Here is a 24,185-nt window from a genome sequence, read left to right on the forward strand (position 1 = left end):
GCGGGCGGCGGCCCGGCGTAGCGCGGCGCGGCGGCCCCGGCCGCCCGGGCCCGCCACCGCGACGGCGGCACCGACGCGACGAGCAGCCCGACGCCGAGCAGCAGGAACACGCCGAACGTGGCGAGGTTCAGGTACGCCATGGTGAGGTCGTCGGGGAAGGACTTCTTGGCCGTATTCTGCATCGCCCACTGGGCGTCGGCGATCCACAGCAGGCCGACGGCCGTGTAGATGACGCCGGGGATCAGCGAGGCGATCGGCGACACCCGCGATCCCACGACGAGCCCGAGCACGACCGCCGCGACCACGAGGAGCCCGGCGCCGACCCACAGTTCACTGCCGTGATAGTTGCGGAAGGTCGCGGCATAGTAGCGCTGCGTCATGGACATCTTGTAGGTGCCCATGGTCAGGCAGTACGTGAGTACCGCGGTCGCGACGAGCCCGACCACCGCGCCGATTCCGTGGCGTGCGCCGTTGGACATGGCAACCTCCTCGCGTCCGGCGGGCGTGATCCCGTCGAACCTAACCCTGAGACGTGCGGGAACGCACGAGGGTTCAGGGCAGTTCTGCCGGATTTCGCCGCTACACCACCGGTTCGCCGGGTTTGGCGGGCGCCGGCTGGCCGAGCCGCGGCGGGCTGGTCAGGAACCCGACCCCCCAGGTCACGTGCATGGTCGCGAAGACCAGCGGGAGCCGGACCCAGGCGGACGGCGACAGCCCGCGCCCCTCGACGGCGGCGCCCACGATCATCGCGGCCGCGTACCCGCCGGGCAGGAGCCAGCCGGGCCAGAACCCGAACGCCCCGGCGACCACGCCCGCCGTCATCGCGACCACGGCGATCGGCGGCGCGAGGTAGCGCAGGTTGAGGGTGCCCTGGTGCTCGCGGCCGACGACGCGGCGCCACCGCCCGGTGTGGAAGTACTGCTTGGCGAGGGCGCGCAGGTTGGGCCGGGGGCGGTAGGTGACGCGCATCCGCGGGGTGAAGAAGATCCGCCCGCCGGTCTGCCGGATGCGGTGGTTCATCTCCCAGTCCTGGGCGCGGGTGAAGGTCTCGTCGTAGCCGCCGACCCGGTCGAGTGCGCTGCGCCGGAACGTGCCGAGGTAGACGGTCTCGACCTCGCCGGCCTCGCCGCCGGTGTGGAAGCGGGCGTTGCCGACGCCGATCCGGGACGTCATGGCGCGGGCGACGGCCTGCTCGAAGGGGGTGACGCCCTCGGCGGCCATGATGCCGCCGACGTTGTCGGCGCCGGTCTCCTCCATCGTCTCGACCGCGGCGCGGACGTAGTCGGGCGGCAGCAGCGAGTGCCCGTCCACCCGGACGATGATCGAGTACTGCGACGCCCTGATCGCGATGTTGAGGCCCTGCGGGGTGCGCCCGGTGGGGTTGGCGACCACGACGATGCGGGAGTCCTCGCCGGCGAGCCGGCGGGCGATCTCCTCGGTGCGGTCGCGGGACGGCCCGACGGCGAGCACGAGCTCCATCTCGCCGGGGTAGTCCTGGGTCATGATCCGCCGGACGGCGTCCGTCAGGTGGCGCTGCTCGTTGAGGACCGGCATGACCACCGACACCGCGGGCCAGGTGCGTTCGCCGCCGGTGCGCCGCTGCGTTCCGTGCCGTGTCGTGCGCTGGGCGTGGGGAGATGGATTCATGTGGGCTCGCGGGCGCACCTCGACCGTGGCGACGGGGTGCCGCGGCCGGAGGGGTGCCCCCCTTCCTCTCTCTCGCTTGCTTGTCTGACGCAGCCCACGCCACCCAGGTTTGCGTGCGGGCCGCCGGGGTGTGGTCAAGACGGCGCCACGTTACTGCAAGGACACGAGGTCCAGGTAGCGAACGGACGGGTGTTCCCCACTTTAGAGTGGTGTGGACCCACGCGAGAACGAGGTCTTCGGGAGGCGGGCGTCGGCATGGTGGACGGGCACGACTCGGGACGCGGCGACGCCGACCCGCTGGAGCGCTACTTCCGGCCCAGACCCGCAGGTGGGGCGGCCGAGGGCCCCGCCGACGACGGCGACATCGAGGGCGTCACCATCGACGGGATGCCGGCGCCGCGGGTGAAGGTGGACGGGCGCGGGCCGAGGCGCCCGGGCCGCCGGATCAGCCCGCGGGCGGCGATGAGCGCCCGTCGGCAGAAGCGTTTCCTCACGCTGACCGGGACGATGTCGGCGTTCGTGCTGCTGACCTCGGGCGGCGCGTGGGCGTTCCAGAACTACGTGACGGGCGCGATCGACAAGGTGCACGTCGGCGGGCTCGGCAAGGGCAAGGACGGCCCGAAGGGCGCGATGACGATCCTGGTGGCCGGGGTCGACCGCCGCGAGGGGCTGACGAAGGCGCAGCAGAAGGCGGCGAAGCTGGGCCACGATCCGGGCGAGCGCTCCGACACGATGGAGCTGGTGCACGTGTCCCGGAACCACGACCGGGTGTCGATCGTGAGCCTGCCGCGCGACTCGTACGTGACGATCCCGGCGCACCGGTCGAACGGCTCGGAGGGGGCGAAGGGGCAGCAGATCGGCGCCCGTCCCGGCAAGCTGACCTGGGCGTACCAGTTCGGCGGCCCCGACCTCACGGTGGCGACGATCAAGCAGGCGACGGGCGTGTCGATCGACCACTACATCGAGGTGAACTTCTACGGGTTCGTCAACATGGTGGACGCGCTCGGCGGCGTGGACGTGTGCACCGAGCAGGCGGTCGACGACCCGAAGAGCGGGCTGAAGCTGCCGCAGGGCAAGTCGCACGTGGACGGGCTGAAGGCGCTGGCGTTCGCGCGGGCCCGGTACACGCTGACCGGCGGCACCGACCTCGGCCGGATCGACCGGCAGCAGCAGTTCATGGCGTCGATGATGAAGCAGGCGCTGTCGTCGAAGACGCTGAGCGACCCGGTGAAGTCGACGAAGTTCCTGAACGCGGCGCTGAAGTCGCTGCGGGTGGACCCGGAGCTCGCCAAGAGCCTGCCGAAGCTCGCCGACCAGATGAAGGACCTGTCGACCGACAGCCTGACGTTCGCGAACGTGCCGCTGGCGAACCCGGGGTACAACGCGCAGCTGTGGAACTCGCCGACGCCGCAGTCGACCGTCCAGTGGGACGAGGCGAAGTCGAACGACCTGTTCGGCCGGATCCGGCACGACGAGCCGCTGACCGAGACGAAGGCGCCGAAGCCGAGCGCGTCGCCGTCGAAGAAGCCGTCGGACGGCCCGACCGTGCCGCCGGACGACATCAGCGTCCGCGTCCTGAACGCGATCGGGACGCCGGGGCTGGCGACGCGCGCGGGCTCCCAGCTGACGAAGGACGGCTTCCACGTCACGGTGGTGCCGGGGGTCGCGCGGCGCGGCCTGCAGCACACGCAGATCCAGTACGGCCCGGGCCGCGAGGACTCGGCGAAGACCCTGGCGGCGGCGATCCCGAACGCGAAGCTGAAGGAGGTCTCGTCGCTGGGGTCGCGGGTGCAGGTGATGGTGGGCGCCGACTGGGACGGCGTGAAGAAGGTGAAGGTGGCCTCGCCGTCGCCGGCGGCGTCGCCCGCGTCCGGTTCCTCGCTCGACTCCGGCACCGCCACGGAGAAGCTCTGCCACTGACGATCTAGAATATCGTTCTAGACAGTGGAGAGGAGCAGAGCGGTGGACGGTGACCTCCCCGAGGCGTTCTACGAGCCGCTCGGCGGCGGCCGGTTTCGCAGCACCCCGGCCACGGCGGGCCCGTGGTCGCCGTCGCTGCAGCACGCCGGCCCGGTCGCCGGCCTGATGGGACGGGTGTTCGAGCGCACCGACCCGGTACCCGGCACCCGGGTCGCGCGGGTGACGGTCGAGATCCTCTCCCCCGTCCCGGTCGCCGAGCTGGAGGTGACCGCGCGGGTCGTCCGCCCGGGGCGGCGGATCGCCCTGCTGGAGGGCGAGATGACCCACGAGGGGCGGCCGGTCGTCCGGGCCACCGCCTGGCGGATCCTGGCGGCGCCCGCCGGGGTGCCCGAGACCGTCCACGCGCCCGCCGCGCCGCCGCTGCCGGACGCCTCCCGGGCGTTCACGGCCGCGCCGGAGCTGCACACGCACGGCTACCTGTCGGCGATGGAGTGGCGGCTCGTCGAGGGCTCGTTCTTCGTGCCGGGCCCCGGGACGACCTGGGCCCGCGCCCGCGTCCCGCTGGTCGCCGGGGAGACCGACTCGCCGCTGGTGCGCGCGCTCACCCTGGCCGACAGCGCGTCCGGGATCGGCAGCCAGCTCGACCTGTCCAAGTGGATGATCATCAACACCGACCTCACCGTCGCGCTGCACCGCGACCCGGACGGGGAGTGGCTGTGCATGGGCGCGTCGCTGAGCGTCAGCCCGTACGGCAGCGCGCTGTGCGAGGCGACCCTCGCCGACGGTCACGGAGAGTTCGGCCGGGTGCTCCAGACCTTGATCGTGGACGAGCAGCCAACCTCCTGACCTGGGTCGATGGCCGCCCGGATGATCGGCGTCCGATTCTTGATCGACTACTCTGGGTAGTGAAAGGCGTGCACAGAGAAGTCACCGTCAGGAGTCCAGAGAATGTCGACAAGGTTTCTCGGCCTGATCAGCTCGACCGCCGTCGCCGCGCTCGCGGTGACCGGCTGCGCGGCGCGGACCGACGCGCGGCTCACCGCCGCGGAGGCGCCCGTCCCGTCGCCGAGCGCGTCCGCCGGGGCGGCCGGCGCGGCCGCGCCCGCCGCGGCCCCGAAGGGCAAGAAGAGCGAGGCGAAGGACGGCACCGACCTCAACGCCTGCCTCGACGCCGACTGCGAGGTGGAGGTGAAGAGCGGGCAGCGGATCCCGCTCGACCCGAAGTACGGCGTGGACGGCATCGACGTCCGCACCGACGGCCCGCGGGTCGTCTTCACCGCGAACGGCCGCGACAGCAAGATGGTCACCTCGATGGACGCCACGTGGGCGGGCACCGGCTCGTCCTCGACCGTCAACGGCCTGACCTTCCGCCCGCGCATGACCAGGGACGGGAAGATCATCGTCCAGGTCAGCCACGACTGACCGGCCGGCCCGGCGGGCGGCCACCGGACGTCCCGGTGGCCGCCCGCCGGCGTCTCAGCGGTTCGAGGCGAGGACCGGGCCGGCGGGGCTCGGCGCCGGGGCGGCCGCGCGGCCCGGGATCGCCAGCGCCGCGACCGCGCCGGCCAGCGACAGCGCCGCGCCGACCCCGATCGCGCCGCCGAAGCCGTCGCTGAAGGCGGACGGTCCCGCGTAGCCGCCGGCCTTGGCGAACGCCAGGGCGAGGACGGCGACGCCGAACACCCCGCCGAGCTGCCGTCCGGTGTTGAACACCCCGGACGCCTTGCCGATCTGCTGCGGCGCGACCGCGTTGAGCACGGCGGACTGCGCGGCGGGCATCGCCATGCTGACCCCGGCGCCCGCGATCAGCATCGGCGCGATCAGCTCCCAGTACGGCACGGACGGCGTCGCGGCGAGCGCGAGCCAGCCCATCCCCGCCGCCTGCATGGCCAGCCCCAGCGCCGCCAGCGGCCGGGCGCCGACCCGGTTCACCAGCCGGCCCGCGGTCGGGGCGACGACCGTCACCGCCGCGGTCCAGGCGAGCAGGTGCAGGCCCGCGGCGAGCGGCCGGTCGCCGCGTCCGGTCTGGAAGTACTGCGCCGCGAAGAACAGTGCCCCGTAGAGCGAGGCGTACAGGAACACCCCGGCGGCGTTCCCCGCCGCGAAGCCCCGCAGCCGGAACAGCCCCAGCGGCACCATCGGCCGCGCCGCGACCCGCTCCCAGGCCACGAAGGCGACGCCGCAGACCGCGCCCGCGGCCAGCGTGCCCGCGACCTCGGCGCTCCCCCATCCGGCGGCGTCCGAGCGGATCAGGCCCCACACCAGGCCGAGGGCGGCGCCGGTCACCAGCACCAGCCCGGCCGCGTCCACGCCGTCGCCGCCACCGCGGCTCTCCGGGACGCGGCGCAGCACCAGCGGCATGATCACCAGCCCGATCGGCACGTTCAGCCAGAAGATCCACTCCCAGGCGAGGCCCTGCGTGACGGCGCCGCCGACCACCGGGCCGCCGACCACCGCCAGCCCCGTCAGCCCGGCGAACAGCCCCAGCGCCTTCGGCCGGTCCGGCGGCGGATAGGCCGCGCTGAGCAGCGCCATCGCCAGCGGCATCACCAGGGCCGCGCCGGCCCCCTGCACCACCCGAGCCGCGATCAGCCAGCCCGCGTCCGGCGCCAGCGCGCACGCCGCCGACGCGGCGGTGAACAGCCCCAGCCCGGCCGTGAACACCAGCCGCCGCCCGAACCGGTCGCCCAGCACGGCACCGGTCATCAGCAGGACGGCGAAGCTCAGGCTGTAGGCGTTCACCGTCCATTCGAGCTGCTCCATCGAGGTGCCGAGATCCACCCGGATCCGGCTCAACGCCGTCGTCACCACGGTGGCGTCCAGCGCCACCATCACCGAGCCCGCCGAGGCGAGCCCCATCACCCATTTCCTGTTCATGTCCGTACCGACCCGCGGCCCGGCGGAATCGGCCGGTCCGGACCCGATGAATTCGGCGGCCCCGCGGGTCTGTACAAGAAAGGGAGGAGCGCGGAGTGACCGTGATCGAGCAACCGAGCGACGAGTTCGTCCGGCTGGCCGGGCCGTTCCGGCGCGAGCTGCTGACCCACTGCTACCGGATGCTGGGGTCGGTGCAGGACGCCGAGGACCTCGTCCAGGAGACCTACCTGCGGGCCTGGCGGGCGTACGAGGACTTCGAGGGCCGCGCGTCGATGCGGACGTGGCTCTACCGGATCGCCACCAACGCCTGCCTCAACGCGCTGCGGAACGGCGGCCGGCGGGTGCTGCCCGCCGGGCTGGGCGGGCCCATCTCCGACCCGGCCGCGATCGGCCCGCGCGATCCGGAGATCACGTGGCTGGAGCCGATCGCCGACGAGCAGGCCGATCCGGCGGCGATCGTGGCGGGGCGGGCGGGGCTGCGGCTGGCCCTCATCGCGGCGCTGCAGCACCTGCCTCCGCGGCAGCGGACGGTGCTGATCCTGCGGGACGTGCTGGCCTGGTCGGCGGAGGAGACGGGCGACGCGCTCGGCATCAGCGCGACCGCGGTGCACAGCACCCTGCAGCGCGCCCGGGCCAGGCTCGACCGGCTCGATCCGGCGATCGACGAGATCGCCGAGCCCGCGGAGCCGGAGCGCCGCGACCTCCTCGACCGGTACGCCGACGCGTTCGAGCGGGCCGACATGGGCGCGCTGGCCCGGCTGCTCACCGAGGACGCGGTCTGGGAGATGCCGCCGAACCCCTCGTGGTTCGCGGGCCGCGACGCCGTCCTGCGGCTGCTCGAAGCCCGGCTGTCGGCCAAGCGGAGCAGGCTGGTGCCGGTCCGGGCCAACGGGCAGCCGGGGTTCGCGATGTACGTGGACGGCGAGGCGTTCGCCGTGCAGGTCGTCACGCTGCGCGGCCCCGCCATCGCGGCGGTGACCGCGTTCCACGACGCCGACCTGGTCCAGCGCTTCGGCCTGCCGCGACGCCTGTGACCGCCGCTGCGGTCGCGGCCGATCCCACGGCGGCCGACGAGCGACACCCCCGCGCCCGGGATGGCGGGCGCGGGGGCGTGGGATGCTCTGGGGCTACTTGAGGAGCTGGCGGGCGATGACCATGCGCTGGATCTGGTTGGTGCCCTCGTAGATCTGGGTGATCTTGGCGTCGCGCATCATCCGCTCCACCGGGAACTCCCGCGTGTACCCGTACCCGCCCAACAGCTGCACCGCGTCGGTGGTGACGTCCATCGCCACATCCGAGGCCAGCGCCTTGCACGCCGAGGAGACGAACGTCAGGTCCGCGACCTTCTCACCGTGCATCGCCCGCTCGGACTTGATCGCCGCGTGGTAGGTCAGCTGCCGCGCCCCCTCCAGCCGCATCGCCATGTCCGCCAGCATGAACTGCACACCCTGGAAATCAGAGATCGGCTTGCCGAACTGCCTGCGCTCCTTGACATAGCCGAGCGCGAAGTCCAGCGCGCCCTGCGCGATCCCCAGCGCCTGGGCCGCGATGGTGATCCGGGTGTGGTCCAGCGTGGCCAGCGCCGTCTTGAACCCGGTGCCCTCGGCACCGATGATCCGATCCGCCGGGATCCGCACGTCCTCCAGGATCACCTGACGGGTCGGGGACCCCTTGATGCCCAGCTTGCGCTCCTTGGGCCCGAACGACACCCCCGGATCGGACTTCTCCACCACGAACGCCGAGATCCCCCGCGCCCCCGCAGAGGGGTCGGTGACGGCCATGACCGTGTAGTACTCCGACACCCCCGCGTTGGTGATCCACATCTTCGCGCCGTTGAGCACCCAGTGGTCACCGTCGCGGACCGCGCGGGTCTTCATCCCGCCCGCGTCCGACCCCGCATCGGCCTCCGACAACGCATAGGAGAACATCGCCTCCCCCCGCGCCACCGGCCCCAGGTACCTCTTCTTCAGCTCCTCCGAGCCCGACAGCAGCACCGGCACCGTGCCCAGCTTGTTCACCGCCGGGATCAACGACGACGACGCGCACGCCCGCGCGACCTCCTCGATCACGATCACCGTCGCCAAAGCGTCCGCCCCCGCACCCCCGTACACCTCGGGCACGTGCACCGCGTGCAGGTCATTGGCGACCAACGCGTCCAACGCCTCCTGCGGGAAACGCGACTCCTCGTCCACCTCCGCCGCGAACGGCGCGATCTTGGCATCCGCCAGCTCACGCACCGTCGCCCGCAGCAACTCCTGCTCCTCCGACGGCGCGTACGCGGGAAAGTCATGGCTCATGCCGCAAATGCTACCGGCCAGTAGACTCCGCTGCGCCCCCGCCGGTACCGGGCAGCACTTCGGGGAAGGTTGACTAGGGCGTACGACGGCGGCAGCGAACCGGAAGGAGCCCGCCTTGACCCAGCGGCTGACGGTCATCGGAACCGGTTACCTCGGCACCACCCATGCGGCCTGCATGGCCGACCTGGGCTTCGAGGTGCTCGGCCTGGACGCCGACAAGGACAAGATCGCCCGGCTCGCGGCCGGTGACCTGCCGTTCTACGAACCCGGGCTCGAACCCGTGCTGCGCCGCAGCCTGGCGAGCGGGCGGCTGCGGTTCACCACGTCCTACGAGGAGATCGCCGAGTTCGGCGACGTCCACTTCCTGTGCGTCGGGACCCCGCAGAAGGCGGGCGAGTACGCCGCCGACCTCGCCTACGTGGACGCGGCGGTCGGCGCGCTCGCGCCGCTGCTGCACCGGCCCTGCCTGATCGTCGGCAAGTCGACGGTGCCGGTGGGGACGGCGGCGCGGCTGGCCGAGACGGTCGCGAGGGAGGCGCCGGTGGGCGGCGACGCCGTCCTGGCGTGGAACCCCGAGTTCCTGCGCGAGGGGTTCGCCGTCGAGGACACCCTGCACCCGGACCGGATCGTCGCCGGGCTGCCCGCCGAGCAGGGCGCCGCCGAGCACGCCGAGAAGGTGCTGCGCGAGATCTACCGGACGATGATCGCCGACGAGACGCCGTTCATCACCGCCGACTACGCCACCGCCGAGCTGGTCAAGGTGTCGGCGAACGCGTTCCTGGCCACCAAGATCTCGTTCATCAACGCGATGGCGGAGGTCTGCGAGGCCGCGCACGCGGACGTGACCAAGCTGTCGGAGGCGCTGTCGTACGACGACCGGATCGGCGGCCGGTTCCTCGGCCCCGGGCTCGGGTTCGGCGGCGGCTGCCTGCCCAAGGACATCCGCGCGTTCATGGCGCGGGCCGGGGAGCTGGGCGCCGACCAGGCGCTGACGTTCCTGCGCGAGGTCGACGAGATCAACATCCGGCGCCGGATCCGGATGGTGGACCTCGCCCGGCAGCTGCTCGGCGGCTCGTTCGCGGACCGGACGGTCGGGGTGCTCGGCGCGGCGTTCAAGCCGAACTCCGACGACGTGCGCGACTCGCCCGCGCTGGACGTCGCGGCGTCGATCCGCGCGCAGGGCGGCCGGGTGACCGTCTACGACCCGCGCGCGATGGAGAACGCCCGCCGCGCCCAGCCGTCGCTGGCCTTCGCGTCGTCGGCGCTGGGCGCGGTCAAGGACGCGCACGTCGTGCTGCTGCTGACCGAATGGCGGGAGTTCCGCGACATGGACCCGGCGGACCTCGCCGCGGCGGTGGCGGAGCGCAACATCGTCGACGGCCGCAACGCCCTGGACCCCGAGCGCTGGCGGGCCGCCGGCTGGAACTACCGGGCCCTCGGCCGCCCCTGAACGGGAACGATCGGGGCGCCGCGGGTGTTGTCGCGGGCATGGGTGATGTCTACGCCGACCCGGACGTGATCAGCCGGCTGCTCAGCGAGTCCAGGACGTGGGCGTTCGTGGGCCTGAGCGACAACCCGGCCCGGGAGGTCCACAACCAGGCGCGGCTGCTGCAGCGGCGCGGCAAGCGGATCGTCCCGGTGCATCCGTCGGGCGCCACGGTGCTGGGAGAGCGGGGCTACGCGTCCCTGGCCGACGTGCCGGACGCGGCGGACGTGGACGTCGTCGGCGTCTACCGGCGCTCCGAGCACGCGGGCGCGGCCGTGGACGAGGCGATCGCGGCGGGCGCGAAGGCCGTGTGGCTGCCCCTCGGCGTGATCGACGAGGCGGCCGCCCGGCGCGCGCAGGACGCCGGGCTCGACGTGGTCATGGACCGCTGCCCCGCCATCGAGTGGAGCCGCCGGCACTGAAGCCCCCGGCCCCCGAGTGAGCCCCGTTCCTGAGTGAGCCCCGTTCCTGAGTGAGCCCGGCACCGGGTAAGCCCCAGCGCCGGGCCGCGCGCCCCTCGCAGGGCCGTCAGAGGCTCTGTCGGAGCCGTTCGCCCTTCGCCTTGGCCTGGTCGTACAGCGACTGCTGGAAGTCCTTCATCTTCGCCTGGAGCGCCTCGTCGGACGCCGCGAGGATGCGGACGGCCAGCAGCCCCGCGTTGCGGGCGGCGCCGACCGCCACCGTCGCGACCGGGACCCCGGCGGGCATCTGCACGATCGACAGCAGCGAGTCCATGCCGTCGAGGTACTTCAGCGGGACGGGCACGCCGATCACCGGCAGCGGCGTCACCGACGCGAGCATGCCGGGCAGGTGCGCGGCGCCGCCGGCGCCCGCGATGATCGCGCGGAGCCCGCGCCCGGCCGCCTGCTCGCCGTAGGCAATCATGTCGTGCGGCATCCGGTGCGCGGACACGACGTCGGCCTCGTAGGGGACGCCGAACTCCTCCAGGGCCTCCCCCGCCGCCTTCATGACCGGCCAGTCGGAATCGCTCCCCATCACCACGCCCACCAGCGCGCTCATGTGTGCTCCTTCATCGCCGTACCCCAGCGCAGGTAGTCCGCCGCGTGCCGGGCGCGCTCCCGCAGCTCGGGCAGGTCGTCCCCGAGCACGGTCACATGGCCGATCTTGCGGCCCGGCCGGGACTCCTTGCCGTACATGTGCACCTTGACGCCCGGGTCGTGCGCCATCACGTGGATGTAGCGGGAGTAGACGTCCGGGTCGTCGCCGCCGAGGACGTTCGCCATCACCGTGTAGGGGGCGGTGGGCTCGGTGGAGCCGAGCGGCAGGTCCAGGACGGCCCGCAGGTGCTGCTCGAACTGGGACGTGCGGGCGCCCTCGATCGTCCAGTGCCCGGAGTTGTGCGGGCGCATCGCCAGCTCGTTCACCAGCAGGCCGCGCCCGCTGCCCTGACGCCCGGTCTTCGGCGCCTCGGTCTCGAACAGCTCGACCGCGAGCAGCCCCGCGACGCCCAGCTCGTCGGCGATCCGCAGCGCGAGGCTCTGCGCCTCGGCGGCCAGCTCGCCGGACAGCCCCGGCGCCGGGGAGATCACCTCGACGCAGATGCCGTCCTTCTGGACGGTCTCCACGATCGGGTACGCGGCGCCCTGCCCGTACGGGGAGCGGGCGACGAGCGCTGCGAGCTCCCGCCGGAACGGAACATGCTGCTCCACCATCAGGGAGACGCCCTCGCCGATCAGCCGCTCCACCAGCTCGACGGTCCCGACGCCGAGGTTGTCGGCGATCCACACGCCCTTGCCGTCGTAGCCGCCGCGGGTCGCCTTCAGCACCACCGGCCAGCCGTGGTCCCGGCCGAACGCCTCCAGGGCGGGCACCGGGTCAGCCGAGGGCAGGGGCGCGTACGGGGGGCAGGGCGCGCCGAACGACGACAGCTTGTCCCGCATGACCAGCTTGTCCTGGGCGTGGGCGAGGGCCGCCGAGCCCGGCCGGCACGGCACCCCCGCCTCCTCCAGTTCCCTGATGTGGGGGCCGGGGACGTGCTCGTGGTCGAACGTCACGACGTCGCACCCCTTGGCGAACGCCGTCAGGTCGTCCAGGGAGCGGTCGTCGCCGACCCGGACGTCCGCGACGACCTTCGCCGCCGACTCGCCCGGCGATCCGGCGAGGACGCGCAGCGGCACGCCGAGGGCGATCGCGGCCTGCTGGGTCATCCGGGCCAGCTGCCCGCCGCCCGCCATCCCGACGACCGGTGTCTGAGGTGGATTGCTCACGTCAGAAGGCTATCGGCCCATGGAACCGAACAATTCCCCCGTTCCGGACGTCGGACCAGGTGTGGGCCTCCGGGCTCGGGGCAGGGAACGCGTGGAAAACGCAGAACGTTCATGTTCCGACGTCACGGGGCCGGGGGCGTCTATCCTCGTTGTGCCCCCGCACCGGCCGCGTCAACGACCGCGGCGCCACCCGCCGAGGTCCGGAAGGACGGTTCCCTTCGTGAACCTGGTCGCCACTCTCAACCGGCGTTTCGCGCACCTGCTGCGCGAGCTCGCCCAGTTCGGCAGCGTGGGCGCGATCGCCTTCGTGATCACGGTCGGCATCGGCAACGGGATGAACAGCGGCCTCGGCATGGGCCCGCTGACCTCCAACGGCGTCGCCACCATCGTCGCGACGACGTTCGCCTACCTCGCCAACCGCTACTGGACGTTCCGGCACCGCGACCGGACCGGGCTCGGCCGCGAGTACGTGCTGTTCTTCGCGCTGAACGGCGTCGGCCTGGTGATCACCGAGGCGTTCATCGGGTTCACGCACTACGTGCTGGGGCTGACGGGCGCGATCCCGTACAACATCTCGCTGGTGATCGGCACCGGCGTCGCCACGCTGTTCCGGTTCTGGTCGTACAAGAAGTGGGTCTTCCTGCCCGCGAGCGCCCCGCCCGTCGACCCGGCGTCCGGGCTGCCCGAGGGGCCCGGGGTGCACGCCGCGACCAGCCCGCACGCCAGGCACGGCGGGGCTGGCCCGGCGGGGCGGCTCGGGCACCCGCTCGACCAGGACGCCGCGGGCGACTACGCCCAGTTCTCCTGACCTCGCACGGCGTTCTGCCGATCTCGCACGGCTCCTGATCTCGCACGGCGTTCTCCCAGCCTCGCGCGCTCTCCGGGCCGCCCCGGGCACCGCCTCTCTGAGCGGCGGCCCCCTCTAGGCGGGCCCCAGGACGACGCGTTCACCGGCCAGCCGGGCCTCCGCGGCCTCGCGCAGGAACACCCCGAACACCGCCGGGCGGGACTGGAGCAGCTCCAGCCGCCCGCCGTCCACCACGGCCAGCGAGCGGGCCAGGTAGAGGCCGAGGCCGGTGCCGCGGCCGCCGCTGACGCTCCGCTCGAAGATCCGCGGCTCCAGTTCCGGCGGTATCCCGGCGCCCTCGTCGCCGACCTCCACCACCACCGAGCTGGCGCCCGGCTTGGTGTGGATGGTGACGGTCCCGGCGCCGTGCATCAGCGAGTTGTCCAGGAGCGTCGCGACGATCTGCGACAGCCCCTCCGGGTTGGTCATGCCGACCAGGCCCTGCTCGCCGACGATCCGCACGTCCCGGCCGTCCCGCCGGAAGATCGGCCGCCACTCCTCCACCTGCTGGCGGATGATGTCGTCGATCGGGGAGGCGACGGCGCCGCCCGTGCGGTCGTGGCGGGCGCGGGCGAGCAGCTGCTCGACGACGGCGACGAGCCGCTCGGCCTGCGCCACGGCCGCGGCGCCCTCCTCGCGGACGACGTCGGGGTAGTCGGCCGCCTCGATCATCTCCTCCAGCCGCATGGACAGCGCGGTCAGCGGGGTGCGCAGCTGGTGGGAGGCGTCGGAGGCGAACTCGCGGCTCGCGGCGAGCAGGTCGGCGATGCGGACGGCGCTGCGGTCCAGCACCTCGGCGACCCGGTCGACCTCCGGGATGCCGTAGCGGCGCCGGCGCGGCCGGGCGTTGCCGGTGCCGAGCCGGTCGGCGGTCTCGGCGAGGTCGCGCAGCGGCAGCGTCAGCTTGCGGGCCTGGACCATCGCCAGGCCGACGGTGACGGCGACGCCGAGCAGCGCGAGGCTGCCGATGAACAGCAGCAGCCGCAGTTCCTGGTCCTTCAGCTGGGAGGCGGGCCGCGACATCCGCACCCGCACGCCCTGCCCGGCCGCGGTCGCGGTGAGCTGCCGCGCGCCCGGACGGGGGCGCGCCCCCGCCTCGACGGCGGCGCCGCCCGGCAGGGTGACCGCGATGTACCGGCCGGGGTACTCCCGCGCGATCGCGGCGCCGGTGACCGGCTGGCGCGATTCGAGGGTGTAGGCGACCCCGCCGGCGATGGCGGACGCCTCCCGGTCGAGGGACTGCCCGGCCTCTTCGTAGATGAGCTTGTGGGCGGCGTAGGCGAGGGGTATGCCGAGCAACAGGATCGCGACCACCGCCACCGCGAGCGTCGACAGGAGGAGTCGGCGCCTCATCTGGGCTCCTTATGGTGGGGCCACGCCCGGGCGGGGCGCCCCGGGCCTCTCGGGAAGGCCCGGGGGCTGACCGCGCGGCCATGGCGGCCGGTACGGGGCTGTCAGTCGCCGCGTTCGAACCGGAAGCCGACGCCCCGCACGGTGGTGATGTAGCGGGGGCTGCCGGCGTCGTCGCCGAGCTTGCGGCGCAGCCAGGAGATGTGCATGTCGAGGGTCTTCGTGGAACCCCACCAGTTGGTGTCCCACACCTCGCGCATGATCTGTTCGCGGGTCACGACCTTCCCGGCGTCCCTGACCAGGACGCGCAGCAGGTCGAACTCCTTGGTGGTGAGCTGCAGTTCCTGGTCGCCCATCCAGGCGCGGCGCGACTCGGCGTCGATCCGCACCCCCTGGACGATCGGGGTCTCGGTGCTGCCGCGGCGCAGCAGCGCGCGGACCCGGGCCAGCAGCTCGGCCAGGCGGAACGGCTTGGTGACGTAGTCGTCGGCGCCCGCGTCGAGACCGACGACGGTGTCGACCTCGTCGGCCCGGGCGGTCAGGATCAGGATGGGCACTCCATGCCCCTCGGCACGGACCCGGCGGGCCACCTCCAGGCCGTCCAGCTCGGGCAGGCCCAGGTCGAGAACAATGAGGTCCACGCCGCCCCCGAGCGCCCGCTCGAGCGCCTGCGGACCGTCCGGGCTGACTTCGACGGTGTACCCCTCGCGACGCAGCGCGCGGGCGAGAGGCTCGGAGATGGACGTGTCGTCCTCGGCGAGCAGTACTGAGGTCATGAACCGATCGTATGACCATTCTTGAACGTTTCCCGGGTGCCGCCGCGCTCTTGACCTGCGGTTTGCCACTCGTAGTACATCCTCGAACACCCATTTTTCGGGTGGTAGCGGGAGTTAGGCGGACATCGCGCTTCGGGCCCTTGTCCGCCGGGCGGCGGGCGCGCCGCCGTGAACGGTCATCCGCAGACGGCGGCCGACGCGCCCGGGAGGACCACGACCGGGATTTTGGAATCGCCGTTGGCGCCGGTTTCCATCCGGATTGCCGGGTCTGACGCGAGCAGCAGGCGGGCCCCTCCCCCGATCCCGGCATCGGCATCGGGGAGTGGGAGCCGGACGGTCCCGTCGCCGAGATTCGCCGCCACGAGCACGCCGCCGCGCCGCATGACGAGCCAGCGGCCGGCCGCGCCGTCGCCGTCCGCCCGGACACCGCCATAGGCGGCGGACTCGCTGGTCACGACGGACGCGGCGGTCAGGCGCGGGTCGTTCAGCTCCGGCCGGGCGCGGCGCAGGGCGATCAGGGACCGGTGCCATTCCAGCAGGTCCGCGTGCGGTTCGGCGGCGGGCTCGGCCCAGTCGAGGACGGACCGGCGGAAGGTATCCACAGCCTGTGGATCGGGGACCTCGCCCGTCCAGCCGTGCCGGGAGAACTCCCTGCGCCGGCCCTCGCTGACGGCCCGCGCCAGTTCCGGGTCCTGGTGGTCGGTGAAGTAGCACCAGGGAGTAGAGGCGCCCCATTCCTCGCCCATGAAGAGCATCGGCGTGAACGGCGCCAGGACGAGCAGCGCCGCGCCGACTTTGAGCAGCCCGGGAGGGAGCCCGGCCCCTGCCAGGACGGCGCCTATACGGTCTCCTGCGCCCCTGTTACCGACCTGGTCGTGGTTCTGCAGAAAACCGAGGAACCGGTGGGCGGGCAGCTTTTCCACGTCCACGGGACGGCCGTGCCTGCGCCCCCGGTACGTCGACATCGTTCCGTCGTGGACGAACACCCTCGTCAATGCTTTCTTGAGGGTTTCCAGAGAGCCGAAGTCGCAGTAATAGCCCTGCCGTTCGCCGGTCAGCGCGGCGTGCAGGCAGTGGTGGAAGTCGTCGCTCCACTGGGCGTCGAGCCCGTATCCGCCCGCCTCCCGCGAGGTGACGAGGCGTGGATCGTTCAGGTCCGATTCCGCTATGAGGAACAGATGCCGTCCCAACTGCGCGGACAGGGCCGACACCGCCTGCGCCATCTCCTCCAGCAGATGGACGGCACTGTGGTCGGTGATGGCATGGACGGCGTCCAGGCGCAGCCCGTCGAAGTGGTAATCCCGCAGCCACATCAACGCGTTCTCTATGGCGAAGGCACGGACCTCGTCCGAGCCCTCCTGGTCGTAGTTGACCGCGTCGCCCCACGGGGTGCTGTGGGCGCTGGTGAAGTAGGGGCCGTAGTCGCCCAGGTGGTTTCCGTCGGGCCCGAGATGGTTGTAGACGACGTCCAGGACGACGGCGAGGCCGCGCGCATGGGCGGCGTCCACGAAACGCTTCAGCGCGTCGGGGCCGCCATAGGGCTCGTGGGGCGCCCATAGGAGAGCACCGTCGTATCCCCATCCGTGGTGGCCGGGAAAGGACGCGACGGGCAGGAGTTCGACGGCGTCGATCCCGAGCGCGACGAGATGGTCCAGCCGCTCGATCGCGGCATCGAACGTCCCCTCGGGCGTGAACGTGCCGACGTGCATCTCGTACAGGACGCTGCCGGGAAGCGGGCGTCCGTGCCAATGCCCGTCCGTCCAGGCGAACCGGTCGTGCTCGTAGACGCGGCTGAGAGCGTGCACGCCGGACGGCTGCCACGGGGAGCGCGGGTCGGGCAGGGGGTCTTCGGCGCCGTCCAGCGCGAACCCGTAGTCCGTCCCGTGGCCCGCGCCGGGCACGTCGGCCGTCCACCAGCCGGGGCGTCCCTCCGCCTCCGCCATGGGACGCCGCTCGCCTGCGACGACGACATCGACGCGCCGGGCCTTGGGGGCCCAGACCTCGAACCGCTGATTCATCGGCCGATCTTCCGGGGACTTCACCTGTCGATCTCCCGGGGGACGATCAGCGCGACGGGCAGATGCGCGAACACCTCGGCGGCGTCCAGGAGCGGGCCCCAGTGGGTGGCGCCGGTGAGGACGTCCCGCCAGCCCTGCCGGCCGACGTCCACCTCCGTCCCGGCCCAGCCGCCCCGTCGCTCCAGGCCGGCGGGGAGCCGGGTGGCGAGCGCGACCGCGCCGCCCCGCCGGAACGCGACGACGTGATCGGCGGCGGGCCCCGCCACCGGGACCGGCTCATAAGCCGCCGACGGCCCGAACCACTGCGGATGGGTGCGGCGCAGCCGCAGCGTCCGCGCCGTGACCAGGAGCTTCTCGTCGTCGACGTCCTTGGGCGGGCGGCCGGTGTCGAGCCGGTGCAGCCGCTCGCGGCGCCGCCCGTAGTCGACCGGCCGCCGGTTGTCGGGGTCGACGAGCGCCAGGCCGGTCAGCTCGCAGCCCTGGTAGACGTCGGGGACGCCCGGCATCGCGAGCTGGACGAGCTTCTGCCCGAGCCCGTTCACCCGCGCGTACGGCTCGAGCCGCGCCACGAACGCGGTCAGGTCGGTGACCAGGCCGGGGTCCTCCAGGACGCGCCGCGCGTACCCGAGCGCCGCGTTCTCGTAGGCGGTGTCCGGCTCGGCCCAGGACGTCCGGGTCTTGGCCTCGCGCATCGCCTTGACGAGGAACTCGTGCAGCCGGTCGGGGGTGATCGGCCAGGCGCCGGCGAGCGTCTGCCAGAGCAGGTACTCCAGGTCGGGTTCCATCGGCGACTCGGCGGGCCCCCACCAGGACCGCCACCGGTGGACCGCGTCGGCCCACTCCTCCGGCAGCTCCGACAGGACGGCCAGCCGCGCCCGCACGTCCTCCTGGCGCTTGGTGTCGTGCGTGGACAGCGTCGTCATCGTGGACGGCCAGTCCCGCGCGAGCCGGATGCAGTGCGCGTGGAAGTCGGCGGGGCTGACGGAGAAGCGCCCCGGGTCGCCGCCCACCTCGTTGAGGGCGGCCATACGGTTCCAGCGGTAGAAGGCGGTGTCCTCGACGCCTTTTGCGGCCAGCGGCGCGGCCGTCTGCTGGAACCGCACGATGAACTCGGGATCGGCGTTCTCGCCTCGCCCGAGCGCCATCTCCACCACCGTGTCGAGCGCCGGATGCAGCTTCTCGGGCAGGTGCCCGCGCGCTCTCTGCGCGGCCTCGTTGAGGACGTCCACGGCCTGTGGCGGCGGGTCCTCACCAGGGACGACGTACGCGCGGTACACGGGCATGGCCACGAGCAGCGCCTGCAAGGCCCGCTCCAGGTCCGCGTCGGGCTTCCCCACCACGCGGCCGAGGACGCGCATCAGCCGGTCCATCTCCGGCTTCATCCCGTGCGTCGCGGCATGCAGGCGGGCGTCGTGCTCGACCTCCTCGAAGGCCGCGGGGCCGCCCGTCAGCGCCGTGTAGAGCTCGGTGAGCGGCTCCTCACCGGCCGGGTCGACGAACAGGCCGCCGATCATCCCGAGCGAGTCGTAGCCCGTCGTGCCCGCACACGGCCAGTCCGCGGGCAGCCGCTCCGCCCCCTCGGTGATCTTCTCGACGAGCAGCCAGCGGCCGGGCGCGGCGCCCGCCAGCCGGCGCAGGTACCCGCGCGGGTCGGCCAGGCCGTCCGGGTGGTCGACGCGCAGGCCGTCCACCAGGCCCTGCCCGACCAGGCCGAGCAGCAGCGCGTGCGTCCGCTCGAAGACCTCCGGCTCCTCCTGCCGCAGCCCGATCAGCCCGGAGATGTCGAAGAACCGCCGGTAGTTCGGCTCGCCCTGGCCGGGCAGGACGATCCGCCCGCCGCCCGCGTCCCAGTCCACGTCGAACCACTTCGCGTACGGCGACGACGGCCCCTCCGCCAGGACCGCGTTGAGCGGCAGGTTCAGGTCGGGCGGCACCGGAACGGCCATGTGGTTGGGGACGATGTCGACCAGCACCCGCAGCCCGTGCGCGCGGAACCGCTCCGCCATCGCGCCGAACGCCTCACCGCCGCCCAGCTCGTCCGACAGCCGGGAGTGGTCGACCACGTCGTAGCCGTGCGTGGAGCCGGGAGCGGCCCGCAGGACCGGCGAGAGGTACACGTGCGACACGCCGAGAGCCGACAGGTACGGGGCGAGCGCGGCGGCCTCGGCGAACCCGAAGTGGTCCTCGGGAGTGCCGCGGAGCTGGAGCCTGTAGGTGCCGGACGGGGGGGTGTCGTGCTCGGGGGGAGGCATGTCAGACACGGCGTAGCACCTGCACGGAGCGGGCCGCGACCTTCACGGACTCCCCGGCCTTCACGACCGGCGACTCCTCCTCGGCGAGCAGCGGATCGGCGGTGTCCAGCACCTTGATCCACATCTGCCCGTACGCGGCGGGCGGCAGCGCGAACGCCAGCTCGCCGTCATGGGCGCTGAACAGCAGCAGGAACGAGTCGTCCCGCACCTGCCGGCCCCGCCGGTCCGGCTCGCCGATCGCCTCCCCGTTCAGGAACACGTTCAGCGACTTGTTGAACCCCGCGGACCAGTCCTTCCCGGTCATCTCCTCGCCGCCCGGGGTGAACCACACCAGGTCCGGCAGGTCGGAGGCGCCGCCCCGGCCCGTCCTGTCGTCCCCGGACGGCCGGTCGCCGACGAAGAACCGGCGGCGCCGGAACACCGGATGGTCCGTCCGCAGCTTCGACAGCCGCCGGACGAAGTCGAGCAGCGGGCCGCGCTCGTCGAAGAACGTGTCCTCGTGGAGGCCCGTCCAGTCGACCCAGGAGATCTCGGTGTCCTGGCAGTAGGCGTTGTTGTTGCCCTGCTGGGTGCGGCCCAGCTCGTCGCCGTGCAGCAGCATCGGGACGCCCTGCGACAGGAACAGCGTGGTCAGGAAGTTGCGCTTCTGCCGCTCCCGCAGCGTGATGACGTCGAGGTCGTCGACCGGGCCCTCGTGGCCGCAGTTCCACGAGCGGTTGTCGTCGCTGCCGTCCCGGTTGCCCTCGCCGTTGGCCTCGTTGTGCTTGCCGTTGTACGACACCAGGTCGTGCAGCGTGAACCCGTCGTGGCAGGTCGCGAAGTTGATCGAGGCGATCGGGCGGCGGCCGTCGTCGGCGTACAGGTCGGACGACCCGGTCAGCCGGGACGCGAAGTCGGGCAGCGCGCCCGGCTGCCCGCGCCAGTAGTCGCGCACCGTGTCGCGGTACTGGCCGTTCCACTCCGTCCACAGCGGCGGGAAGTTCCCGACCTGGTAGCCGCCCTCCCCCACGTCCCACGGCTCGGCGATCAGCTTGACCTGCGACACCACCGGGTCCTGCTGGACGAGGTCGAAGAACGCCGACAGCCGGTCCACCTCGTGCAGCTCGCGGGCCAGCGTCGCGGCCAGGTCGAACCGGAACCCGTCCACGTGCATCTCCGTCACCCAGTACCGCAGCGAGTCCATGATCAGCTGCAGCACGTGCGGGCTGCGCATCAGCAGGCTGTTCCCGGTGCCCGTGGTGTCCATGTAGTAGCGCTGGTCGCCGTCGGTCAGCCGGTAGTACTGGGCGTTGTCGATCCCCCGGAACGACAGCGTCGGCCCGAGGTGGTTGCCCTCGGCGGTGTGGTTGTAGACCACGTCGAGGATCACCTCGATGTCCGCCTCGTGCAGCGCCTTCACCATCGCCTTGAACTCCAGCACCTGCTCCCCGCGCTCCCCCGACGAGGAGTACTCGCCGTGCGGCGCGAAGAACCCGATGGTGTTGTAGCCCCAGTAGTTGCGCAGCCCCCGCTGGATCAGCGCGTCGTCGTGGACGAACTGGTGCACCGGCATCAGCTCGACCGCCGTGACCCCGATCGACTTCAGATGGTCGATGATCACCGGGTGGGCGAGGGCCGCGTAGGTGCCGCGCAGCGCGGGCGGGATGTCCGGATGCCGGGCGGTGAGGCCCTTGACGTGCGCCTCGTAGATCACCGTCTCGTGGTACGGGATCCGGGGCGGCCGGTCGTCGCCCCAGTCGAAGTACGGGCTGACGACCACCGAGCGCATCGTGTGCCCGGCCGAGTCCAGGTCGTTGCGCGACCACGGGTCGCCGAACCGGTAGCCGAAGCACGACTCGTCCCAGTCGATGCGCCCCTCGATCGCCTGCGCGTACGGGTCGAGCAGCAGCTTCGCCGGGTTGCAGCGCTGCCCGCGCTGCGGATCGTAGGGGCCGTGCACCCTGAACCCGTACCGCCGGCCCGGCATCACCCCCGGCAGGTACCCGTGCCATACGAACGCGTCGACCTCCGGCAGCGCCAGCCGCGTCTCCTCACCGCCGCCCGCCGGCCCGTCGAACAGGCACAGCTCCACTCGTTCGGCCGCCTCGGAGAAGACGGCGAAGTTCGTGCCCGCGCCGTCGAACCGGGCTCCGAGGGGGTATGCATCGCCCGGCCACACCTGTGCCACTTGTCCCGCCCTCCCGTCGTACCGGGTGAAGCCCTTCCCTCTGAGGGTTGAATCACACCGATTCGGAGACCACTGGCCAGAACGGACATCGCTGGGTTACCTTAGGGGAGCCTAACCTTCATAAGGGTGCCCTAAGGGTCCAGGTCAGGCGCTTTCGTACCGGCTAGTCGCAGGGAAGGTCCCCCAACCGGATGTACGTCTGCATCTGCAACGCGATCACGGAGGACGACGTCCACGGCTGCCTGGCCGGCGGCGGCTGCGGCACCGCCAAGGAGGTCAAGGCGGCCTGCGGCTTCAAGCCCGGCTGCGGCTCCTGCACCAAGCGGCTGCACGCCATGGTCAGCGAGTACCGCACCGCAGGGGAGCTCGCCGACGCCCTGACCGGCGGCCCGACGCCGCTCGCCGCCGTCCCCGACGCCGCCCCGGCCGCCTCGCCTGTCGCGGACGCCGGTGCGGCGCCGTCCGGCACCCTCTCCCGCCCCTCCGAGCCCGCCGCCGCGGACCGGCTCGTCCCGCCGGGGGCCGTCGCCGGAGCCGAAGCCGCCGCCTGAGCCGCCGCGGCGCCTTCCGCGCGGCCCGCCGGCCCGCGCCGCGAGACGCGCCGCTGCGGGGATCACCGCCGCCCCCTGTGCGAGCATGAGGTCCCATGGAAGGCGACAAGGACATCATCGCGCTGCTGAACGACCAGCTCACCGCGGAACTGACGGCGATCAACCAGTACTTCCTGCACTCCAAGATGCAGGAGAACTGGGGCTTCACGCGCATCGCGAAGCACACCCGCGAAGAGTCGATCGACGAGATGCGGCACGCGGAGCGGCTCACCGACCGGATCCTGTTCCTCGAGGGCCTGCCGAACTACCAGAAGCTCGGCACCCTGCGGATCGGCCAGACCGTCGTCGAGCAGCTCAAGGCGGACCTGGAGATCGAGATGGAGGCGGTCGCCCGGCTGCGCCCCGGCATCGAGCTGATGCGCTCGCGCGGCGACGTCACGTCCGCGCGGATCTTCGAGGACATCCTCGCCGACGAGGAGTACCACATCGACTACCTGGAGACCGAGCTCAGCCTCGTCCAGGCCCTCGGCGAGCAGAACTACCTGCAGCGCCTCACCGACTCGCCCGGCGAGGAGATCAGCAAGCCGGTCTGACGCGCCCTACCGGCCGCCGCCGTCCGGCGGCCCGTCCTGGGGCTCCGGCGCGCGCCGCAGCACGAACGGCTGCACGATCCCGAGCCCCTGGACGGGCCGCCGGACGATCCGCGTGATCCGGTACGCCGGCTCCTTCTCCAGCCGCGCCGCCAGCTCGCTGTCGATCACCACCGAGCCCGGCCGGGCCAGCGCCGTCAGCCGCGCCGCCAGGTTCACCGTGGTGCCGAACACGTCCCCCATCAGCGGCAGCACCGGGCCGTGCGCGACGCCGACCCGCACGTCCGGCACCTCGGTCTCGTCCTGGATCGCCGCCGCGATCGTCAGCGCGATCTCCGCGCCGATCGTCGGCGACTCCGCGCTGAACAGCACCTCGTCGCCCAGCGTCTTCACCAGCCGCCCCCCGCACGCGGCGATGATGTCGGCGGCGGTCTCCTCGAACCACTCCACCACCCGGGCCAGCTCGATCTCCTCCAGCTCCCGGCTGACCTGCGTGAACGACACCATGTCCGCGAACCCGACGGTGGTCGGCGGCCGCCCCGCGGGCTCCCCGTCGTCCCGGGTCGCCGCCGCCGCGATCGCCCGCGTCCCCGCCGCGGCGAGCTGCCGCCGCCACGCGTGCACCACCAGCGGCTCGAACTCCCCGATGTGCTTGTCGGCGATCTCCACGATCGTCCCGACCGCCTCCGCGGACGGCACGCCGTTCGGGTCCGGGGCGACCATCTCCCGCATGAGGTTGACCTGCCACTCCGCCAGCCGCGTCATGGTCTGCCCGAACGCGCGGATGAGGCGGATCACCCCGTCCTCGTCGAGCACGCCCTCCTCCATGAGGCGGCGGAGGCGGCACAGCGCCGCCACGTCGCCCTCGGTGTAGGCGACCGCGTCGTCCGGCATCGACGGGTAGCCGAACGCGCGCCACACCCGTCCGGTGAAGTCACGCGACACCCCCGACAGCCGGACGGCGTCGACGCGCGTGTAGCGGAGCTCGCCGCCGAGGAGCAGCTCCTCGATCTCCTTGGGATCCGGCAGTCCGCGCGCCATCATCCGCCCCTCAGTCCGCCGTCGCGCGGAGCCCCCGCCGCCGGCGTCGTGGATCGGTACACCCCATATCGTTGCAGATCCGACGTGACACAGCGCACCCACCTGCACTGTTCACCCCACGTGCACCATCCCCCATAC

20 protein-coding genes and 1 pseudogene are annotated in these 24,185 nt (G+C 72.6%); 9 read left to right on the forward strand and 12 right to left on the reverse strand.

What is annotated here, in order from left to right:
- Positions 1-479: pseudogene (locus tag amrb99_RS41640) on the reverse strand (hypothetical protein); the annotation flags it as partial.
- Between the two features lie 100 nt (positions 480-579).
- Entirely contained in the window at positions 580-1,647 is a 1,068-nt protein-coding gene (locus amrb99_RS41645) for a glycosyltransferase family 2 protein (protein ID WP_190867023.1), read from the reverse strand.
- Positions 1,648-1,902: 255 nt separating this feature from the next.
- Between amrb99_RS41645 and amrb99_RS41650 the strand changes: the two genes are divergently transcribed.
- The 3 genes from amrb99_RS41650 to amrb99_RS41660 all read left to right on the forward strand — a co-directional run bounded on the left by amrb99_RS41650 (position 1,903) and on the right by amrb99_RS41660 (position 4,989).
- Positions 1,903-3,567 carry an LCP family protein gene (locus amrb99_RS41650; RefSeq protein ID WP_190867025.1) on the forward strand — a complete coding sequence of 555 codons (1,665 nt, stop codon included), beginning with the start codon at positions 1,903-1,905 and terminating at the stop codon, positions 3,565-3,567.
- Positions 3,568-3,609: 42 nt separating this feature from the next.
- Complete coding sequence (locus amrb99_RS41655) at positions 3,610-4,413, forward strand: acyl-CoA thioesterase domain-containing protein (RefSeq protein ID WP_190867027.1); 804 nt, start codon at positions 3,610-3,612, stop codon at positions 4,411-4,413.
- A 102-nt stretch (positions 4,414-4,515) separates the two neighbouring features.
- Positions 4,516-4,989 (forward strand): hypothetical protein, encoded by a 474-nt coding sequence (locus tag amrb99_RS41660; protein ID WP_190867029.1) that lies wholly within the window; start codon positions 4,516-4,518, stop codon positions 4,987-4,989.
- Positions 4,990-5,043: 54 nt separating this feature from the next.
- Here amrb99_RS41660 and amrb99_RS41665 read toward each other — a convergent pair whose 3' ends face one another.
- On the reverse strand, positions 5,044-6,444 hold the full coding sequence (locus tag amrb99_RS41665) for a DHA2 family efflux MFS transporter permease subunit (RefSeq protein WP_190867031.1): 1,401 nt from the start codon (positions 6,442-6,444) through the stop codon (positions 5,044-5,046).
- Positions 6,445-6,539: 95 nt separating this feature from the next.
- Here amrb99_RS41665 and amrb99_RS41670 point away from each other — a divergent pair, with 95 nt between their 5' ends.
- Positions 6,540-7,478, forward strand: coding sequence for an RNA polymerase subunit sigma-70 (locus amrb99_RS41670; protein WP_190867034.1), 939 nt, complete (start codon positions 6,540-6,542; stop codon positions 7,476-7,478).
- Between the two features lie 93 nt (positions 7,479-7,571).
- On the opposite strand, the gene amrb99_RS41675 is transcribed toward amrb99_RS41670, so the two are convergent.
- A complete protein-coding gene (locus amrb99_RS41675; protein WP_190867036.1) occupies positions 7,572-8,741 on the reverse strand; it encodes an acyl-CoA dehydrogenase in 1,170 nt (389 codons plus the stop codon).
- 115 nt (positions 8,742-8,856) lie between these two features.
- Between amrb99_RS41675 and amrb99_RS41680 the strand changes: the two genes are divergently transcribed.
- Together amrb99_RS41680 and amrb99_RS41685 are read left to right on the forward strand one after the other, a co-directional pair.
- A complete protein-coding gene (locus amrb99_RS41680; protein WP_190867038.1) occupies positions 8,857-10,191 on the forward strand; it encodes a UDP-glucose/GDP-mannose dehydrogenase family protein in 1,335 nt (444 codons plus the stop codon).
- A gap of 38 nt (positions 10,192-10,229) precedes the next feature.
- A complete protein-coding gene (locus tag amrb99_RS41685) occupies positions 10,230-10,649 on the forward strand; it encodes a CoA-binding protein (protein WP_190867040.1) in 420 nt (139 codons plus the stop codon).
- Between the two features lie 106 nt (positions 10,650-10,755).
- Here amrb99_RS41685 and purE read toward each other — a convergent pair whose 3' ends face one another.
- Both purE and amrb99_RS41695 read right to left on the reverse strand, forming a co-directional pair.
- On the reverse strand, positions 10,756-11,247 hold the full coding sequence (purE, locus tag amrb99_RS41690) for a 5-(carboxyamino)imidazole ribonucleotide mutase (RefSeq protein WP_190867042.1): 492 nt from the start codon (positions 11,245-11,247) through the stop codon (positions 10,756-10,758).
- Positions 11,244-12,455, reverse strand: coding sequence for a 5-(carboxyamino)imidazole ribonucleotide synthase (locus amrb99_RS41695; RefSeq protein ID WP_190867044.1), 1,212 nt, complete (start codon positions 12,453-12,455; stop codon positions 11,244-11,246). The genes purE and amrb99_RS41695 overlap by 4 nt, the downstream gene beginning before the upstream one ends.
- Before the next feature lie 220 nt (positions 12,456-12,675).
- Here amrb99_RS41695 and amrb99_RS41700 point away from each other — a divergent pair, with 220 nt between their 5' ends.
- Entirely contained in the window at positions 12,676-13,263 is a 588-nt protein-coding gene (locus tag amrb99_RS41700; RefSeq protein WP_347257084.1) for a GtrA family protein, read from the forward strand.
- Positions 13,264-13,377: 114 nt separating this feature from the next.
- Here amrb99_RS41700 and amrb99_RS41705 read toward each other — a convergent pair whose 3' ends face one another.
- From amrb99_RS41705 to glgX, 5 genes are all read right to left on the reverse strand, one after another.
- Entirely contained in the window at positions 13,378-14,655 is a 1,278-nt protein-coding gene (locus amrb99_RS41705; RefSeq protein WP_190867047.1) for an ATP-binding protein, read from the reverse strand.
- A 101-nt stretch (positions 14,656-14,756) separates the two neighbouring features.
- Entirely contained in the window at positions 14,757-15,428 is a 672-nt protein-coding gene (locus amrb99_RS41710; RefSeq protein ID WP_019629095.1) for a response regulator transcription factor, read from the reverse strand.
- A 176-nt stretch (positions 15,429-15,604) separates the two neighbouring features.
- Positions 15,605-17,446 (reverse strand): malto-oligosyltrehalose trehalohydrolase, encoded by a 1,842-nt coding sequence (gene treZ / locus amrb99_RS41715; protein ID WP_190867049.1) that lies wholly within the window; start codon positions 17,444-17,446, stop codon positions 15,605-15,607.
- Positions 17,447-17,466: 20 nt separating this feature from the next.
- Positions 17,467-19,698, reverse strand: coding sequence for a malto-oligosyltrehalose synthase (gene treY / locus amrb99_RS41720; RefSeq protein ID WP_190867086.1), 2,232 nt, complete (start codon positions 19,696-19,698; stop codon positions 17,467-17,469).
- Position 19,699: 1 nt separating this feature from the next.
- A complete protein-coding gene (gene glgX / locus amrb99_RS41725) occupies positions 19,700-21,865 on the reverse strand; it encodes a glycogen debranching protein GlgX (RefSeq protein WP_190867051.1) in 2,166 nt (721 codons plus the stop codon).
- A 191-nt stretch (positions 21,866-22,056) separates the two neighbouring features.
- On the opposite strand from glgX, the gene amrb99_RS41730 reads away from it, so the two are divergent.
- Both amrb99_RS41730 and bfr read left to right on the forward strand, forming a co-directional pair.
- Positions 22,057-22,416, forward strand: coding sequence for a (2Fe-2S)-binding protein (locus amrb99_RS41730; protein ID WP_190867053.1), 360 nt, complete (start codon positions 22,057-22,059; stop codon positions 22,414-22,416).
- A gap of 95 nt (positions 22,417-22,511) precedes the next feature.
- Entirely contained in the window at positions 22,512-23,009 is a 498-nt protein-coding gene (gene bfr, locus amrb99_RS41735) for a bacterioferritin (RefSeq protein WP_190867055.1), read from the forward strand.
- Positions 23,010-23,015: 6 nt separating this feature from the next.
- On the opposite strand, the gene amrb99_RS41740 is transcribed toward bfr, so the two are convergent.
- Positions 23,016-24,050, reverse strand: coding sequence for an adenylate/guanylate cyclase domain-containing protein (locus amrb99_RS41740; protein ID WP_190867058.1), 1,035 nt, complete (start codon positions 24,048-24,050; stop codon positions 23,016-23,018).
- Positions 24,051-24,185 lie beyond the last annotated feature (135 nt).

Origin of the sequence: Actinomadura sp. RB99, from assembly GCF_014706005.1 — a bacterium.
GTDB lineage: Bacteria > Actinomycetota > Actinomycetes > Streptosporangiales > Streptosporangiaceae > Spirillospora.